This is a genomic window from Leptospira saintgironsiae (assembly GCF_002811765.1).
GTDB classification, from domain to species: domain Bacteria; phylum Spirochaetota; class Leptospiria; order Leptospirales; family Leptospiraceae; genus Leptospira_B; species Leptospira_B saintgironsiae.
Window position 1 is genome coordinate 107197 of sequence record NZ_NPDR01000006.1, and the last position, 15802, is coordinate 122998.

Sequence of the window (15802 nt, forward strand, 5' to 3'; positions counted from 1 at the left end):
TTCGTCGTGGAAGTTGCACGTTATTCGAAAGATCTAGTCCTTCTTTGGATAAAAAAAAGAGGTCCGAAGACCTCTCTGAAGTTGGTAGTTAGGTATATATTCGTTTTAGTTTTTGGAGATTGCCCCATCCAAGGAAAGTTTTCCTCCTCCCTTGATCACCAATGCTAAGGAGATCGCTACCATCAATAGATGGAATTCGAATCCTTCTCCCTTTTGGCTTCCTGCCCAGTTCATAAAGAATCCGTGCTCTGCATGGGGAAGTATTGCTACTGTCATCGCGACTGCAATTCCTGCTGCGGCTACTCTTGTAAGAAGACCTGAAAGTAATCCGATAGGTCCTAAAAATTCAGCGATGAATAAAAGTATTACTAAGAAGCCTGGAAAGCCTGCTCCGGTTAAGAATGCATACGTTCCGGAGAATCCGTATCCACCGTACCAACCTAGTACCTTTTGTGCTCCATGTGGGAACATCACAACCGCAAGTGTTACCCTTAAAATTAAGGATGTTATATCCGAGTCCGTTTTGAGAATTTTCTGAATCACGCTCACCTCCTAAATGGTTCGTGTATATATAGTCTATTGGTTAATAGTTTAATATTAAAGTAATGGGCCGAAAAATCCGAAAAACATAGATCCCTCCTTTCATATTACGCGGATTTGAGTCCGACAGTCTTGCAGATCTGTCCTAAATTTTTGAGTTCTTCGTCGCTGAGGCAGGACATCTTGCCTTTCAACTGCTCTAAATAATCAGGGAAAGAAGTTCCGATGAGTTCCTTTCCTTTCTCGGTAAGATTGATGATAAAATAACGTCTGTCTTCTTCACTTCTGACTCTGAGTACTAGACTTCTTTTTTCTAAGTTGTCTATGATCTGTGTGATATTCCCTTCGCAGGAGAATATTTTTTGACCGATCTCTTTTTGGCACATTGGGCCCAGATGATAAAGAGTTTCTAAACATCCGAATTGGCCGCTAGTCAGATTGTACTGGTTAAGGAATTTTTCCTCCATTGTACGGATAGAATCCGCACAACGGCTCAATTTGATATAGGCATCGAGTACCTTTATATCTCTAGGCTTTCCTTTATAATGAGTGGCCATAATACTTTAAGATTGAACTATTAATGTATAGACCTCTCGAAAAGAAAAAAGTCAACAAAAAAAGAATCTAAACCAAAGTCTATTTAAGCACCTGTAGGATCCCAACAGGTCCTGAAATTCTCGTTCCAGGTTTCCATTTCCGCCAGATCTGATTCGCTCAGTTTAAAATCGAATACTTGTGAATTCTCTAGGATCCTTTCTTTTTTCACAGATTTTGGGATCACAACCAATCCTTTGTCGATTGCCCAACGGATCAGGATTTGAGCAGGAGTTTTTCCGTATTTTGCAGCAAGAGTCACAAGTTTTGGGTCTGAAATTTTTTGGCCATGGGCGAGGGGACTATAGGCTTCTAGGATTATATTATTCTTTTTGCAAATGTTTAGAAGTTCGTTTTGGTTTAAGAATGGATGGTATTCTACTTGGTTCACAGTTGGAACAATCTCTGCATATTCGAATAATTCCTGCAAATGAGGGATCGTATAGTTACTTACCCCGATCGCACGAACCAAACCTTCTTTATATGCTTTTTCTAGCTCTTTCCATGCCTGTTTTCTCGTTCCAGCTACAGGAAAATGGATCAGATATAAATCAATTGTGTCCAGTCCTAGGGTTTGTAAGGACTCATCCAAATACTTGCGTGGATTTCTTTGATCGCTATTCCATAGTTTTGTGGTGATGAATAATTCTTTTCTTGGGATGCCGCTCTTTTTGATTGCTTGGCCTACATCTGATTCATTTCCATAAATTTTAGCGGTGTCTATATGTCTGTATCCATACTCAAGTGCGTTCAGAACTGCATCTGTACATTCTTTTCCGGATCTTGTTTTCCAGACTCCTAAGCCAAAGACTGGCATCTCCACTCCGTTATTGAGTTGGATGGATTGATTTAAGACTAAATTTTGCATACTTGCTCTTAGACTCCTTTCTGTTTAAGTCGGATCCATTCTTCTACCAAAACAATATTGGTTTATTTTTTAGAAGAGGTCAAATCAGAGAATGTCAGGGACTCTTCTCTTAGGCCCAAAACGGACTCCAATACATTCTCTGCATATACTAGATCGCTATATCCTGGACCTTTGGGCAGCCAGGATCCCAAGGTTATAATTCCCAGAAGTTCCGCATCTCCGGGAAGTTGTTTCCCGGAAAGATTGACTCCTTGGACATTATACAAAAGATCCAGGAATGTCCTTTGTTTTGGTCCATTATAAGATTTTAATGCGACACAAAGTATCTGATTGTCCTGTTCCATACGTATCGTACGAACGTTTCGGATAGAAGAAAGAGGGAAACTTCTTTCCTTATATAATAAGCTACTTAAGATAGGGATCCTTGTAGAATAACGAAGTTTTAATTCGAGTGAATTTGCGATTACCTCTGTTTTTTTAAATAAAATAAAGACAGTCATTATAGTGGTAATCCCCAGAAAGAAAATAGAAAACGGGATCAGGAAGATTAGAAAGATCATATTTTCGAAGTTTCCAAAGAAAGAATTTACGACCGTGAACCATGCCCCATAAAATAATGCAGGGACCAACAGAGTGATAAAGGTTTTTCCTGCGGATTTAGGTTCTATAATCTCTATCTTGGTTCCCTGGTCTTTTGATTCCGTTTTAACCCAAGCGGAAGGTTCTATCTTTTTAGGATCTTGTTTATAAGGAATGTCTTTTGATTCTGGATTTGTGATCCTTAGATCTGATCTATCCAAAACAGGAAGAGGAAGTTTTGTTTTAAAAAATTCTAATCCTTGTTTGAGAGAATCTCCATCTCTAAAAGTTTCTAATAAAATACAACTTCCATCTTTGTATACCAAGTATAGGTCCCAATATTTCCAGGTACTGTTTGTGTTGATGCTAGTTCCAGAAGAAGTGGATCTTTCTGCTCTGAATAAGATCATATAAGAGATAAATTCAGAAAGCGGAAGTTCAACATCTGACTTATCTGTTTCTCTCAAAGAAAGTAGAGAAGTATTTGTTTGGATCTCAATCGTTTTAACTATATGAGAGGCTTTTCTGTAACTTCTCATAGTGATAATAAAAATAGTAACGAGTGAAATACAGAAAAAGAATCCGAATCCTGGAAATAGCTTATCTTCTCCAGTTAGTAACATTACTCCAAAAAATAAAGAGGCAATACTTCCAAATACACCAAAAGCCAAAATTCCGATAATGAATGTGCATCCACCAGAATAAGGGTTTTTAGTTTCCTTACGAATACTATCCGATGTAGAGATCCAAGAGTCCAAACTCATAATAAAAAGTCCTGAGAATAGAGAAGACTCTAGGAAAATCAATTTTAAAACGAATCCTTCTTGCATTTTGATTTGGATCGGATTCTTTGTTCGTCATGCAAATTAGTACCGCTATTTCTGATTTAGTATTGGCAATCTTTGCCGTATGGGCCGGTCTTTCCGTCCAGTCTTCCTCTCAAAAGAGTGTTTCTAAAAAAGGAGGAGCCTACGGTCTTTTTTTGATCGGGTTGGGTGCACTTCTTGGTGTTGTTTTCTTTTTAGGTGGAGATTGGATCAGCCCAATTTATAGACCTATCGTGCATATTGCAGGAGTGGTTGGAGTTCCTTGGATTGGGATCGCATTTTTTAATGCAGGTTTCGGAAAGATAGATGGCAAAACTTGGAATCTTCTTAGCTTAATTCTTTTGGTTTTAGCTATATTAAGTTATCTTTATCCTTTAGGTTTATATACAACATTGATCGGAGCAATTGCATTGATCGCTGTTATAGTAGTATGTATCCAAAAGTATAAAGGTTCTCATAAGACTGCTGCATTGTATGGGATTGCAGGTGCTCTACTTTTTATTCTGTCCGGACTTGTGATAGGAACTGTAGGAACAATCGCAGGATTTCCTAGAGTGGATCTATTCCATTATGGATTAGCTGCCGCTTCTTATTGTTTAGGATATTCTTTAAAAAGGATCGGATAATTCTAAAAGACGCCGCAGCAGTTGATAATACTGCGGCGTTCTCTTCTTCCCTTACTCTACGATCCTTTCTTCCGATTTTTCTAATACACGATTTTTTACAGGATTCGATTTCGGATAAATTTCTTCTGCTCCCGAATCGGATTGTTTTATGGATCTATGGGAAATCTCCGGAGTCAATTCTATGGAGATTGACCTGGCCGCTCCGCCGGCAGGTTTCGTAAAATTGGCCAATGTATCCCCACCTTTGATGATGGAATGATAAGGCTGATTTAGAACTGCGAATATTATATGTTTTGCATATGTTAACCCTGCTCTAGTTCTCGGAGGAGCCAATGGTTCCATCGGAATCCATCCGAAGGAAGGATGCCATACTTCCGCAATTTTATGATTTAACTCTACTTTTTCTCCTACGGGGAGCCAGTTCCAGGCCATTCTTGCCGGTATTCCAGCACTGCGTAATAATGAGATCTGAGCGTAACTATGTTCTGTGCAGGAGCCATGTCCGTTTTGTAGAACAGTAGGCGCCGGATCAAATCTACCATCCTGCTTATATACCATATTCTTGCGGATATATTTGTAAACCGCTTGGATATATTCTTCTATATTCGAGTTGGAAGATTTGAGTTCTTCTTTGATCCGAACGATTTCAGGATCGGATATCTTATAAACGGAGGTATCTTCCAGATATTGTTTCCATTCGTTCGGCACCTTCCAATCTTCCCAAGAAGTTTGGAAACTAGAAAGTCCTGAATCTATATTATATCTTGTTAATTTAGCTGAATATACTGTTTCTTCCCAGGTTTGTCCCGAACTTAAGGCAGGGATAGGAATGATCAATGTGCGGTTATTCTGTTTATCTTCGGTCAATTTTCCATTCGGATGGAATTTTTCCTCGCTTAATATTTGAGAAGAAGTTTCCTGAGGAGGAATGGCTACCGCGATCTCGGTTTCCGGCGAATTTTCCTTTGGGGTGATCTTTAAAACAAAACGTATCGTATCCTTACTCGGAGAAAATCTATAACTTAGATTTCCTTTTAATACAAGATTTTCCTCTTTCCCAGGATAATAATCATTCCCGATCCGTATTAAATTTTGATACACTTCGGATTCCGGACTGAGAACCACTAGATCGTTTTTGAAACAAGAGAGTCTTCCTGCTTCTTTAGATTCTAAATGCACTGTAAAACTGTTTTTGATCTTATTCAAAACAGGATCATAGGAATGTAGATTCGTTCCATCCTTGGAATACCAAAAGAATATTTCTTTTCCGGAACAATCGAATGTAAAAGAGACTTTAGGAAGAGGTAGATCCTTTTGTTCACTTTCAGATCCAGTTTCCTTATCATAAAAAATCAGTTTATTCTCTCTGATCTCAAAAAGTTTTCCCTGTGCAAAACCGATATTTCCCCAAGAAACATTTGTCTGGAAGAATGGGACCTTCTTCTTAATTTCTAAGGAACCGTTCTGCAATACTACGATCTCCTTTTTGAGTCGTACATAAATTTGCCCTTCTTCTTTATCGAATGCAAGACCTCTGACAGTTTCTTTTAGATCTAGTCGATTTGCGGTTCCGGTCTTAATATTTCTGATGAGCAAACCACCAGTGTTCTTTCCGTTTGTATCCGGAAAATTGGCGGGTAAATAAAGGTCTTCTCCGATCAGTAAACTTCCTTGGGAGGATTTGATCTTCTCCTCGGAAGCTAAAGGAGAAAGAGAAAATGTTTTCGGTTCTGCGGGCTCCCAGCTCATGGAAGAATAAGCGGATTCGGAAGCCAATTCCATAACGAATAAACAAGAGAATACGAGGATCGAAAAGAGGGGAATACGCAAAATATCCATCCGTCTTTGGACGGATTCTGTTCCAAAAATCAAACCGTTTTAAGCAGGGATCTGTTCAGATACCTGGGTCACCCAAGATGAATAATAGTTGGATAGAGTTCTAAGGAACATAAGATCCATATCATTCTCAGTTCCAATGGCGCGTAACGCGTTTGCATATTGTGTCCTGAAATCGGTTAGGGGTGCCGTTTCTTGGATATGATTTCTCATAGACTGAGCTTGTTCCGGGCCAAAACCGTATTCGGTAGACCATTTATCGATCAGGGTCCCACAATTGTACTTACGGGAAAGAAGGATCTGGGCCAGAATATTTCGGAACATATTCTCGATGGAAACAATGGTGATCTCTTTATGATTGATAGAGATCTCGGTGATGATCTCGTCCTTCTTATCGATCACTGCCTTAGAGGTTCCCATCTTATTGAAAAATTTAGAAAGATCGTTATAAGCTCTAAAATGTTTTAAGATCAGTTCTCTATCTTTTACATCCACAGTTCTTTGGTCTTCTGGGTGACTCATCTCTTGAAGGATAGATTCTATCACCTGAAACATGATATCGAATGTGAACTGAGTGGATTTACCTAATAAATATCTGATCTCGCTTTGAAATGCAGCATGCACAGAGGCAAAGAATGACTCTAACTTTTCTGGATTAAGTACAGTAGAAGTTTTGAATACAGAGATCATGTCTCGAACGAACTTGGCTCTGTCTAAGATTGGAAATTGTTCCGGGTGGTTGGAATGGGTACGGATGAAAGTCTCTTTAACTACTTTGACCGAACCTCCCCGAACTTCTTCACTTCGAAACAATACTCGATAAAGAAGAACTGAGATCTCTCGGGAAGTTTTTTTATCTTTCAGAGTTTTTAAGTCAGAAGCTTCGAGATTTTCTCTACTTCCTGCAGGCTTGCTCTGGATTTCTCCCATGAATGGTTATGCCGATATTCCCGAACGAATGTTAGGTCGATCTTGGTATGAAAAAGTTAATTGTAAAGCAGATTTGGTTGATGAGGTAGAAATCCCATTGATTTTTCAACTAAGCGTTCGAAAATCGAGCGAAATCTATGCAAAAAATTATCGGACCCGAAAATCAAGTACACTATGGAGTTTGGGATGGTCCGATCGAATTCAATCATCACGATTTTACTCTTCTGGATTTTTTTGGAAAAGAGATCAAAGGGCTTAAAAAGAAGTTCGCGTTCCATTCTTTCAATTATCTAGGGATCATGATGGAAGACTGCTTGGTCGGGATCGCGGCTGTAAGTCTTGGATATGCGTATAACGTATTTGCTTATCTGTATAAATTCGATCAGGGCAAAGTTTACGAATTCGATGTAAAAGGGCCCGACTTAGGTCTTGCGTTAAAATTCCCTGCTAATCCGGATGAATACGAGATCTCTTTCAAAAAGGGAAAATCCTTCCTGGATATCCGAAAGTCTCACTCCGAAGGTAAACTTCTACTTGATGCAAACTTTGGAAATAAATTGGAAATTTCAGGCGAATTTCCATATTCTCTACTCACTCATAATCCACTTAGAGTCCTGAATCCTTCTGAACCAAGTCGATGGACATTTACTGAAAAATGTTCCCCTTTGATTCCTGATCGTATTAGCGTAAAATATGAGCAGAAGGAATTGGTCAGAGATCCTTCCAGAGCCACTATGGTCTATGATTGGTCAGGTGGTTATTTGAGAAGGGAAACAAATTGGTACTGGGCTGCGTTCTCTTCTGTTCTTCCAGATAGGACAAAGATAGGGGCTAATTTTGCCGCTCTAGTAAACGAAAGTTTTTTCCCTGAGAATGCTTACTGGATCGATTCTGAAAGACAGAGAGTCAGTAGATGTATATTCGATTTTTCTCATAAAGATCCTTATAAACCTTGGAGACTTTGGGACGAAGATGGACGTATCCGTTTAGAATTCGAACCAAAGGGAGAAAGAAGAGAAAAAGTAAATCTGATCTGGACTAAATTATACTTCAGGCAATTTGTAGGAAAATTTTCAGGAAGTTTCAGGCCGGAAAAGGGAAAGGAAGTCCAGATCAAAGATGTCTGGGGTTTCACAGAATTTCATAGATCTCTTTGGTAGTATTCACAACTTGAAATCTGAAAATCCAATTCGTATCTTATCTATAGATCTTTTGAGAGGCCTGACTGTGGCGGGGATGATCCTGGTGAATAACCCTGGTACTTGGTCCAATATGTATTGGCCTCTCAAACATGCAAAATGGGATGGATGTACTCCGACTGATTTGGTGTTTCCTTTTTTTCTTTTTGTTGTAGGCGCCTCTATTCCTTACTCAGTATCCAATGGAATACAAGAATTTCCTAAAATACTAAAACGTGCTGCTATTCTGATCTTTCTCGGATTGTTTTTGAATTTTTTTGGAGAATGGAGTTTTTCCAATCTTAGATTTCCTGGAGTCCTGCAAAGAATAGGATTCGCATACTTTTTCGGAGCGATTGTATATCGTGAGAGAAATCTAAAATTTAGGATCTTTCTATTTATATCTTTGCTGATTTCATATTGGTATTTGCAGGAATTTGTTTCCCCTCCTGGGGCTTTAGAACCAAGCATGAAAGAAGGAAAAGATTGGGGAGCTTGGTTAGACAGAGAAGTTTTCGGCCAAGCACATTTATGGAAATTCGGAAAGGTCTGGGATCCAGAAGGACTTTTGACTTCTTTTACAGCTATAGGATCAGTTTTCTGTGGGATTTTTGCGGGAGAATTTATAAAAGTCTCTTTGGGCGAGAAAGAGTCTCTTCTTTCTATTTCAGGCAAGGTCGCGTTAAGTGCTTTTGTTGTATTACTTGTGGGCGGAGTTTGGGGAATTTATTATCCGATCAATAAAAGTTTATGGACCGGGACTTACTCCCTTTGGACTGCAGGTTGGGCCTTGCTTGTTATTTCCCTGTTTTTAATTTTAGAAAAATTTGATAGATTCGAGTTTAAGGCTCTACAAAGTTTTCTTCTTCCTTTTGGAAAGAATGCTTTGCTTGTGTTTTTCGGCTCAGGGATTTTTGCCAGAAGTTTAAATATAATCATGGTCTCTTCTCCGGAAGGGAAAAAGATCCCTTTGAAAAATCTGATCTATCTAGAATATTATAAAAGCTGGATAGATTCTCCGGAGTTGAGTTCCTTTTTATATTCTATAACTGTGTTGGCCTTATGGTTTTTGATCCTTTTCTTTTTAGATAAAAAAAGACTCTACTGGAAAATTTAAGAACCGATCAGATGTTTTACCGCGGCGAGAAGGTCCTCGTCGTTAAAAGGTTTGATCATCCATCCTTTTGCTCCAGCATCCTTTCCTTGTGATTTCATGGCATCGCTGGATTCAGTAGTTAAGATAAGTATTTTCATACTTTTTCCTTTTTCAGTTCTTAAAACCTCTTTAGTGAGTTCTATTCCTGTCCTGCCTGGCATATTCACATCGAAGATACCTATATCGAAAGGACCTTCCGATTCTATTTTAGTAAGAGCTTCATCAGGGCCAGCGGCCTTGCATACGGAATAACCTTCTTCCGTAAGAGTGAAATCTAAAAGTTTTAAAACCGTGGGAGCGTCATCTACGCAGAGTATTTTAGTCATTTTATTCCTTACCTTTGTTAATTATAACTGTTTGCTGTTCCGAAACATAGTTCGGAAATTTTCTCAGGGATATTGTCGAGAGAGATCTGTTCTTTTACTGCACCCATCTCATATGCTTCTCTAGGCATTCCGTAAACTACAGATGTAGATTCATCTTGCCCGAATGTCAGTGCACCTTTTTCAGAAAGTGCTTTGAGTCCTTTTGCTCCGTCTTTTCCCATTCCAGTAAGAAGAAATGCAGCGCAAAAAGAAGCTAATGGGGATTTTGAAATTGAATGAAATAGTACGTCTACGGAAGGTCTATGGCCTGTGACCTTCTCTCTTTTATGTATTCGAATATTATAATATGGAGGTTCTCCGAGTTCCATATGATGATCTCCTCTGGCAACATATACGTTTCCTTTAGAGATAGTTTGGCCTTCTATTGCCTCTTGGATCTTTAAAGGGGAAACAGAATCCAATCTTTCTGCGAACATTCCCGTGAAATATTCAGGCATATGTTGAACGATTAGAATAGGAGGAAGTTCTCCGGAAAGATTTCTAAGTAAATATTCAATCGCTTGGGTTCCACCTGTAGAAGCTCCGATCGCGATCAATTTGATCTTAGAAATTGCAGAACTACTTTGGTTTTTTGTTTGAGAAGTTTTTTGGTTTCGATTTAGTACATCTGATACATTTGTTTTAGCGCAAGCTCGGATCTTATTTTTAAGTTCCAGCATCATTCTGAGGAAATCCTCTTCACTTCCGTCAGCCTTTTGAACGAAGTCCAAGGCTCCAGCTTGCAAGGAATCTAATGTTACTTTTGCACCTGCTTCTGTGAATGAGCTTAACATAATAACCGGAATAGGGAATTTAGGCATTAGCCATTGTAAAAATTCTATCCCGCTGATATCAGGCATTTCTACATCTAAGGTGATTACATCCGGCTTTGCTTTTAGAATTTCTTTCATCGCTTCAGTTGCCGTAGAAGATCCAACAACTGTGAATCTAGGATCCTCTTGCAATTGGGAAGCGATTATCTCACGGACAATCCGGTTATCGTCTATGATATACACACTTATCATTCTAACTTAAGCCAATTTTTCCAAACTTAGATTTGAGTTTTCGCCGGTGGATGTTGCAGCCGTGGTTCCGTGGAATTTTTCGAACAGGAATTTAGTATCCAGTATCAAGCTGACTCTTCCGTTACCTAAGATCGTAAATCCATTTACACCTTGGGCTTTTTGTATAGAAGAGGAGAGTGGTTTGATCACAATATTCTGATTTCCTAATACTTCGTCCACGAGTATCCCTAAAAATCTGTCCTCATTCTCAAGAATGATCAAGACAGGGTTCTTACTTTTGTATTCCAGCTTTTCCCTGAGACCGAGTAGATCATTGATCCGTATCACAGGTATATAGATCCCTCTTAAGTCCAAGACCTCTTGGTCCTTATAAGGATGGATCAATTTCTGGTCTTTTAGACTCACCAATTCACTAATTTCTATCGTAGGAAGAGTTAGATAAGTTCCTCCCACTTCGAAAACGGTTCCTTCAATAATCCCTAAAGTAAGTGGAATTCTTAAAATGAATGTGGTGCCTTCTCCTTTTTTGGAACGCACCTCTACCTTACCGTTCAACTTTTTGATATTTTGCAGAACGATATCCATTCCGACACCTCTGCCTGAAATATCAGTGAGCTTTTCTGCAGTAGAAAATCCTGGAGTGAATATGAGTTGGAACACTTCCTTATCACTCATTTCTTCAGGATTTCCTTTTAGGATGCCTTTTTCTCTGGCTTTATTGATGATCTTTTCTCGATCCAATCCTCTTCCGTCATCCGCTACTAGGATCCAAACTTCATTTGCGGATTGTCTTGCTTGTAAGCGGATAACTCCTTTATCTTTTTTGCCAAGTTCGGCTCTTTCTTCAGGAGTTTCTAAACCATGATCAATAGAATTCCTTAATAAATGGATGATCGGATCTTGGATGATCTCAACTACGGATTTATCAACTTCCGTATCTTCTCCGCCAATCTTGAAATCTAATTTTTTCTGGGAACGTTTTTGTAAGTCTCTTACCAACCGGTTCATCTTTTGGAAGGTAGAAGATAGAGGTACCATTCTCATGGATAAAGTAACTTCTTGTAGATCTCTTACGATCTTATGAAGATGTCTTGCTGCAGAACGGAAACCTTCTAATCTTAATCCTTCTAATTCAGGATGATGGATTACATTGGACTCTGCTATTACCAATTCTCCCATGAAGTCCATGAGTTGATCCAGTTTATCCGTGGTAATACGAATATCTTTCTTCTTCTCCACAACTTGGACTTCTTGTATAATTGGGTTAGCTTCTGAAGAAGTAGCCAGAATTTTTTCTACAACTGCAGGTTTAGTCTCTTCTTCGAAAAATCCAAATCCTTTAGGAGTTGATGGAGCCGAAGCAGCTTCTTCAAAAAAGCCGAATTTGTTCTCCGGAGCTTTTTTCTCTTTTTCAGAACCTTTGGAAATTCTATCCAATTGTTCTTTAAGTTTATTTCGAATCACTTCAGTTTCTTGTTCGAAACCGGAATCAGTTCTTTCTTCTTCCACTCGATCGAATATCCTGCGGAGAAGGTCCAGAGTTTCCATTAGATCGTCACTGAAATCGAACTCAGTAACTTTATCTTGATTTCTTAATATATCTAGAAGTGTTTCGCCAAGATGAGTGATCTTGACAACTGTTTCCAATTTTAATAAACCGGAAGAGCCCTTAAGAGTATGGAAAAAGCGAAAAGCTTTGTTTAAAGTTTCTGGATTCCCTTGACCTACTGTTTCAATCTCCTCTTCTAATGCCAGAAGAGAAGTTTCTGCGGAGTCGATCAGGTCTCGGGCTTCCGAAACGAATTCCGAAAGAAGATGTTCTCGATCCATATTTTATACTTTGATTTCGCCGGAGTTTTCTTCTGAGCCGGAAGAAGTTTCGGATTGGCTAGTTGCCTCAGATTCTTCTTCTATTAGCGGAAGGAAATTTTTTCCATTGGAATTCTTTTTAGGATCTTTCTTTGCGTTCCCGAATTGAGAAGCCGCATGTTTTAGATCGAAATGAGGAGTGTGAAAATGAGACTTGATCGGTTGATTTGTAAGAGAAGGTCCTCTATCCTGCTTTTTGGATTTCCCTTTGGAAGCAGTTAATACTTCTTCTCTGATCTTGATCAGAGTTCCCATTACTTCCAAAAGAGTTTCTGCTTGTTCGTTCAACTCTTTCGCAGTAGAGGCTAACTCTTCGGATGCAGCTGCATTTTCTTGAGTAGCTTGGTCCAATTGAACCATCGCAGTATTGATTTGAGTGATACCTCTTGCTTGTTCATCAGAAGAAACAGAAATTTCTTGGATTAACTTCGCAGTGTTTTCTATACTTGGAACGATCTCTTCTATTAGTTTTCCTGCATCTTCTGCGCGTTCTACTGAATCTTTAGAAAGTCCATTGATCTCTTGGGCCGCAATCTGGCTTCTTTCTGCGAGCTTTCTAACTTCGTCCGCTACTACTGCGAATCCTTTTCCATGTTTACCGGCTCTCGCAGCTTCGATCGCAGCATTTAACGCCAGTAAGTTGGTTTGATAAGCGATCTCTTCTATAATATTAACTTTGCCTGAGATCTTTTTCATCGCATTTAAGGTTTCCAGAACGGATTTTCTTCCCTTACTTGCATCTCTTGAAGAAGATTCTGCCATAGAGTTTGTCTCTTTTGCATTATGTGAATTCTGCTCTATCGTAGAAGACATTTCCTCTACTGCTGCGGTGGTCTCTTCTAAACTGGCCGCTTGTTCGTTAGAGGATTGGCTTAAAGAGAATGCAGTTGCAGATACTTGAGCTGCCGCAGAAGAAACTGAACCTACTACTTCTAATGCAGTACTTAGAGCCTTATTGACTGAAATGGTGATCCAAGCTGCGCAACCTACGGCAATCAAAGAAGAAAGGATAGGGATTAAGATCATCAAGAAAGTGGTTTCTGCATACAACTCATCCGTGTTTTTATTTGCGTCATCCAATTCTTTTTGAGCACGATCGATCATCTGGTTTAGGAAACCTTCCATCTTGTCCAAATGAGCTCTCAATTGTTTTTGCGAGATCTCTCTTGCTTCTACGTTTTTGTTGATGTAGGCAAGATCTAAAACTTTTTTCAAAGTAGCTCTATAATCTTTCTCTACTATTTTTAATTCGTCCATATTCCTTTTACCCGCTTCTTGGAGAAGTGGATAAACATCTGTTTCCAATTGAGGTAAAAGTGATAAATTCGTTTCCGTTTCACCGATATACCTTTTCATATCCTCTTCTTCGGTGGAAAGGATCGTGTTTTTTTCCGCTCGGGTAACCTTGAGTATTGCGGTTCTCATTGCCAAAAGCATGGTCGACTTTTTGGCGGAAACATTGACTGCTTTAGTAACTACTGCATTAAAAGTATTTAAACGATATATTGCAAATCCTGCTACGAAGATCAACAGAACGACTACGGTTGAGAATCCTATGGTTAATTTGGCTTTGACGCTCATTCTTCTATCCTTTATTTATTATAAATTTCTTTTGTTTCTTTAATTGGTTAGGCTGGAGTTCCACTTTCTGGAAGTTTTTCGTGTAGGACTTCCAACTCGTCGTCTCTCAGTAGTTTACGCACATCGAGTAGGATTTTAACTGAATTTTCTACTTTTCCGAAGGAGGCGATAAAACGATTAGCTTCTCCGTCTCCCATCTTTGGAGCGGGTTCTGTGTTTTCGGAAGGAATACTTACTACTTCGCGGACGGTGTCTACGATTAGTCCGAGACTTTCTCCTTCTATATTTAAGATAATTACGCAGGTTTTTTCTGTATAAGGAATGGATTCCATATGGAATCTTAGCCTAACATCGATTAGTGGGACTACTTTGCCTCGAAGGTTGGTCACTCCTTTGATAAAGGCAGGCATATCCGGGACTTCCGTGATCGGTTGCATCCCTATGATCTCGATGATGTATTTGATCTCTAACCCGTATTCTCTATCGGCGAGTGAGAATACTAAAAACTTATTCTCTAGTGTATCCTCATCATCCGTTTCATCTTCTTCTAATAGAAGATCTATTTCGTTTTCTGCCATATTTATCCTCGATATTCTTTATCGAGTAGTCTCTATACCCGAAAAGAATTTGTTTTATGTGTCTCGAATTCAACATAGCCCGTCGATTTTAACACAAAGATCGAGAGCAGACATACTAAAATAATTTATTTAAAAAGATTCTTAGAACCTTAAATTATGTCAGATTATTAACAAAACCTTTGGATCTTTCTTTTATGTATAATGAAAGAATCCGAAGTTCGTTCTTTCTAAACCGATCTTTTACATTCGCACCTTTGTAAAAACTGAGTCGGCAAGATGTTCGATGGATAAAAAAATAATCCTAATATATTTCTATTCTTTTTTGATTCCTGACTTCCAAATTTTTGATAAGACGAAGTTAATGTAGAAAAAACAAAATACTCTTTAAGTTCTTATGGAATTATTTCAAACTTATTTAATAAAAATAGATATAAAGGATTACCCTTTACTATTCTGGAAACATCTTTGTGATCGCATGTTCAAGGTAGTACACGATCCACTTTAGTATTTCAAGAAAACGTAAATAGATTTCGTGAAATTTCTTTTGGAATTTTTAGAAAAATATAATTTCACTTTCTTCTGAAAGAAGCGTTGTTACATTAGGTCGATTCTTAGAGTCGTATTAGAGTATACTGAGCGCGGGCGGATTGTTTGGAATCAAATAGAGTTATTGAAGAAGAGGAAAAAATACCGTCGGTGTTTGTTAATGTAGGAGAATGTTTATTTTCCCAAACTCCAGTCGCTATGAAAACCCTTCTAGGTTCCTGTGTGTCAGTATGTCTATTCGATCCATTCAATAGATTCGGCGGGATGAATCATATACTTCTCCCCGGAAAAGCAGGTGTCGATGATTCCGGAAGATTCGGGATCAACGCTATGGAATTATTGATCAATGAATTTGTGAAGAAGGGAATTCCAAGAAGCCGTTTGCAAGCAAAGATCATTGGTGGCGGAAAGGTTTTAAGATTAGGCTCTAAAAGTGTTCCGATTGGCGAAAGGAACGTAGAGTTCGTGAAAGAATTTTTAAGATCAGAAGAAATTTCTGTTTCCGGAGAAGAAACCGGAGGCCAATATTATAGAAATCTACGCTTTTTCACTCATACTTTTGAAGTGTTTGTAAAACGTGTACAGATCGATCTAGAGAAAAACATGATCGAGAAAAACGAAGCGGCTTATTTGGACAAAATACGGGAGAATATGCGGAAAAAAACGCCGACTACTTTCTTTTGATTTCGAACAAAATCTTAGAA

Annotated in this window: 15 protein-coding genes; 4 read left to right on the forward strand and 11 right to left on the reverse strand. The window is 38.7% G+C overall.

What is annotated here, in order from left to right; genetic code table 11:
* Nucleotides 1-105 precede the first annotated feature (105 nt).
* The 4 genes from CH362_RS14170 to CH362_RS14185 form a co-directional block, all read right to left on the reverse strand.
* Nucleotides 106-543 carry a DoxX family protein gene (locus CH362_RS14170; RefSeq protein ID WP_100710985.1) on the reverse strand — a complete coding sequence of 146 codons (438 nt, stop codon included), beginning with the start codon at nucleotides 541-543 and terminating at the stop codon, nucleotides 106-108.
* A 104-nt stretch (nucleotides 544-647) separates the two neighbouring features.
* Nucleotides 648-1097 carry a MarR family winged helix-turn-helix transcriptional regulator gene (locus CH362_RS14175; protein WP_100710986.1) on the reverse strand — a complete coding sequence of 150 codons (450 nt, stop codon included), beginning with the start codon at nucleotides 1095-1097 and terminating at the stop codon, nucleotides 648-650.
* Nucleotides 1098-1180: 83 nt separating this feature from the next.
* Complete coding sequence (locus tag CH362_RS14180) at nucleotides 1181-2002, reverse strand: aldo/keto reductase (protein WP_100710987.1); 822 nt, start codon at nucleotides 2000-2002, stop codon at nucleotides 1181-1183.
* 62 nt (nucleotides 2003-2064) lie between these two features.
* Entirely contained in the window at nucleotides 2065-3411 is a 1347-nt protein-coding gene (locus tag CH362_RS14185; protein ID WP_100710988.1) for a hypothetical protein, read from the reverse strand.
* 29 nt (nucleotides 3412-3440) lie between these two features.
* Here CH362_RS14185 and CH362_RS14190 point away from each other — a divergent pair, with 29 nt between their 5' ends.
* Nucleotides 3441-4034 carry a DUF6962 family protein gene (locus CH362_RS14190; RefSeq protein WP_100710989.1) on the forward strand — a complete coding sequence of 198 codons (594 nt, stop codon included), beginning with the start codon at nucleotides 3441-3443 and terminating at the stop codon, nucleotides 4032-4034.
* Nucleotides 4035-4085: 51 nt separating this feature from the next.
* Here the strand turns inward: CH362_RS14190 and CH362_RS14195 are convergent, their stop codons facing one another.
* Both CH362_RS14195 and CH362_RS14200 read right to left on the reverse strand, forming a co-directional pair.
* On the reverse strand, nucleotides 4086-5873 hold the full coding sequence (locus CH362_RS14195; protein WP_100710990.1) for a transglutaminase-like domain-containing protein: 1788 nt from the start codon (nucleotides 5871-5873) through the stop codon (nucleotides 4086-4088).
* A gap of 39 nt (nucleotides 5874-5912) precedes the next feature.
* Nucleotides 5913-6800 (reverse strand): LIC_13029 family protein, encoded by an 888-nt coding sequence (locus CH362_RS14200; protein ID WP_100710991.1) that lies wholly within the window; start codon nucleotides 6798-6800, stop codon nucleotides 5913-5915.
* Between the two features lie 137 nt (nucleotides 6801-6937).
* Here CH362_RS14200 and CH362_RS14205 point away from each other — a divergent pair, with 137 nt between their 5' ends.
* Both CH362_RS14205 and CH362_RS14210 read left to right on the forward strand, forming a co-directional pair.
* On the forward strand, nucleotides 6938-7960 hold the full coding sequence (locus CH362_RS14205) for a DUF2804 domain-containing protein (RefSeq protein ID WP_100710992.1): 1023 nt from the start codon (nucleotides 6938-6940) through the stop codon (nucleotides 7958-7960).
* Nucleotide 7961: 1 nt separating this feature from the next.
* Nucleotides 7962-9095, forward strand: a complete 1134-nt coding sequence (locus tag CH362_RS14210) for an acyltransferase family protein (protein ID WP_425269067.1) — start codon at nucleotides 7962-7964, stop codon at nucleotides 9093-9095.
* Here the strand turns inward: CH362_RS14210 and CH362_RS14215 are convergent.
* Genes CH362_RS14215 through CH362_RS14235 form a run of 5 tightly spaced genes read right to left on the reverse strand, consistent with a single transcriptional unit; the run spans nucleotide 9092 to nucleotide 14552 of the window.
* Entirely contained in the window at nucleotides 9092-9460 is a 369-nt protein-coding gene (locus CH362_RS14215; RefSeq protein ID WP_100710994.1) for a response regulator, read from the reverse strand. The genes CH362_RS14210 and CH362_RS14215 overlap by 4 nt on opposite strands.
* Before the next feature lie 17 nt (nucleotides 9461-9477).
* Nucleotides 9478-10524, reverse strand: a complete 1047-nt coding sequence (gene cheB / locus CH362_RS14220) for a chemotaxis-specific protein-glutamate methyltransferase CheB (protein WP_100710995.1) — start codon at nucleotides 10522-10524, stop codon at nucleotides 9478-9480.
* 6 nt (nucleotides 10525-10530) lie between these two features.
* Nucleotides 10531-12354 carry a chemotaxis protein CheA gene (locus tag CH362_RS14225; RefSeq protein WP_100710996.1) on the reverse strand — a complete coding sequence of 608 codons (1824 nt, stop codon included), beginning with the start codon at nucleotides 12352-12354 and terminating at the stop codon, nucleotides 10531-10533.
* A 3-nt stretch (nucleotides 12355-12357) separates the two neighbouring features.
* Nucleotides 12358-13974 (reverse strand): HAMP domain-containing methyl-accepting chemotaxis protein, encoded by a 1617-nt coding sequence (locus CH362_RS14230; protein WP_100710997.1) that lies wholly within the window; start codon nucleotides 13972-13974, stop codon nucleotides 12358-12360.
* A gap of 47 nt (nucleotides 13975-14021) precedes the next feature.
* Nucleotides 14022-14552, reverse strand: a complete 531-nt coding sequence (locus CH362_RS14235) for a chemotaxis protein CheW (protein WP_100710998.1) — start codon at nucleotides 14550-14552, stop codon at nucleotides 14022-14024.
* 696 nt (nucleotides 14553-15248) lie between these two features.
* Here CH362_RS14235 and CH362_RS14240 point away from each other — a divergent pair.
* On the forward strand, nucleotides 15249-15782 hold the full coding sequence (locus tag CH362_RS14240; protein ID WP_244280593.1) for a chemotaxis protein CheD: 534 nt from the start codon (nucleotides 15249-15251) through the stop codon (nucleotides 15780-15782).
* The last annotated feature ends 20 nt before the right edge of the window (nucleotides 15783-15802 follow it).

What these genes read in the sequence shown, in the direction of transcription:
- cheB (WP_100710995.1), bottom strand. Translation starts at nt 10,524, where the DNA reads ATGATAAGTGTGTATATCATAGACGATAACCGGATTGTCCGTGAGATA.
- CH362_RS14225 (WP_100710996.1), bottom strand. Translation starts at nt 12,354, where the DNA reads ATGGATCGAGAACATCTTCTTTCGGAATTCGTTTCGGAAGCCCGAGAC.
- CH362_RS14205 (WP_100710992.1), top strand. Translation starts at nt 6,938, where the DNA reads ATGCAAAAAATTATCGGACCCGAAAATCAAGTACACTATGGAGTTTGG.
- CH362_RS14185 (WP_100710988.1), bottom strand. Translation starts at nt 3,411, where the DNA reads ATGCAAGAAGGATTCGTTTTAAAATTGATTTTCCTAGAGTCTTCTCTA.
- CH362_RS14200 (WP_100710991.1), bottom strand. Translation starts at nt 6,800, where the DNA reads ATGGGAGAAATCCAGAGCAAGCCTGCAGGAAGTAGAGAAAATCTCGAA.
- CH362_RS14190 (WP_100710989.1), top strand. Translation starts at nt 3,441, where the DNA reads ATGCAAATTAGTACCGCTATTTCTGATTTAGTATTGGCAATCTTTGCC.
- CH362_RS14215 (WP_100710994.1), bottom strand. Translation starts at nt 9,460, where the DNA reads ATGACTAAAATACTCTGCGTAGATGACGCTCCCACGGTTTTAAAACTT.
- CH362_RS14195 (WP_100710990.1), bottom strand. Translation starts at nt 5,873, where the DNA reads ATGGATATTTTGCGTATTCCCCTCTTTTCGATCCTCGTATTCTCTTGT.
- CH362_RS14175 (WP_100710986.1), bottom strand. Translation starts at nt 1,097, where the DNA reads ATGGCCACTCATTATAAAGGAAAGCCTAGAGATATAAAGGTACTCGAT.
- CH362_RS14235 (WP_100710998.1), bottom strand. Translation starts at nt 14,552, where the DNA reads ATGGCAGAAAACGAAATAGATCTTCTATTAGAAGAAGATGAAACGGAT.
- CH362_RS14230 (WP_100710997.1), bottom strand. Translation starts at nt 13,974, where the DNA reads ATGAGCGTCAAAGCCAAATTAACCATAGGATTCTCAACCGTAGTCGTT.
- CH362_RS14180 (WP_100710987.1), bottom strand. Translation starts at nt 2,002, where the DNA reads ATGCAAAATTTAGTCTTAAATCAATCCATCCAACTCAATAACGGAGTG.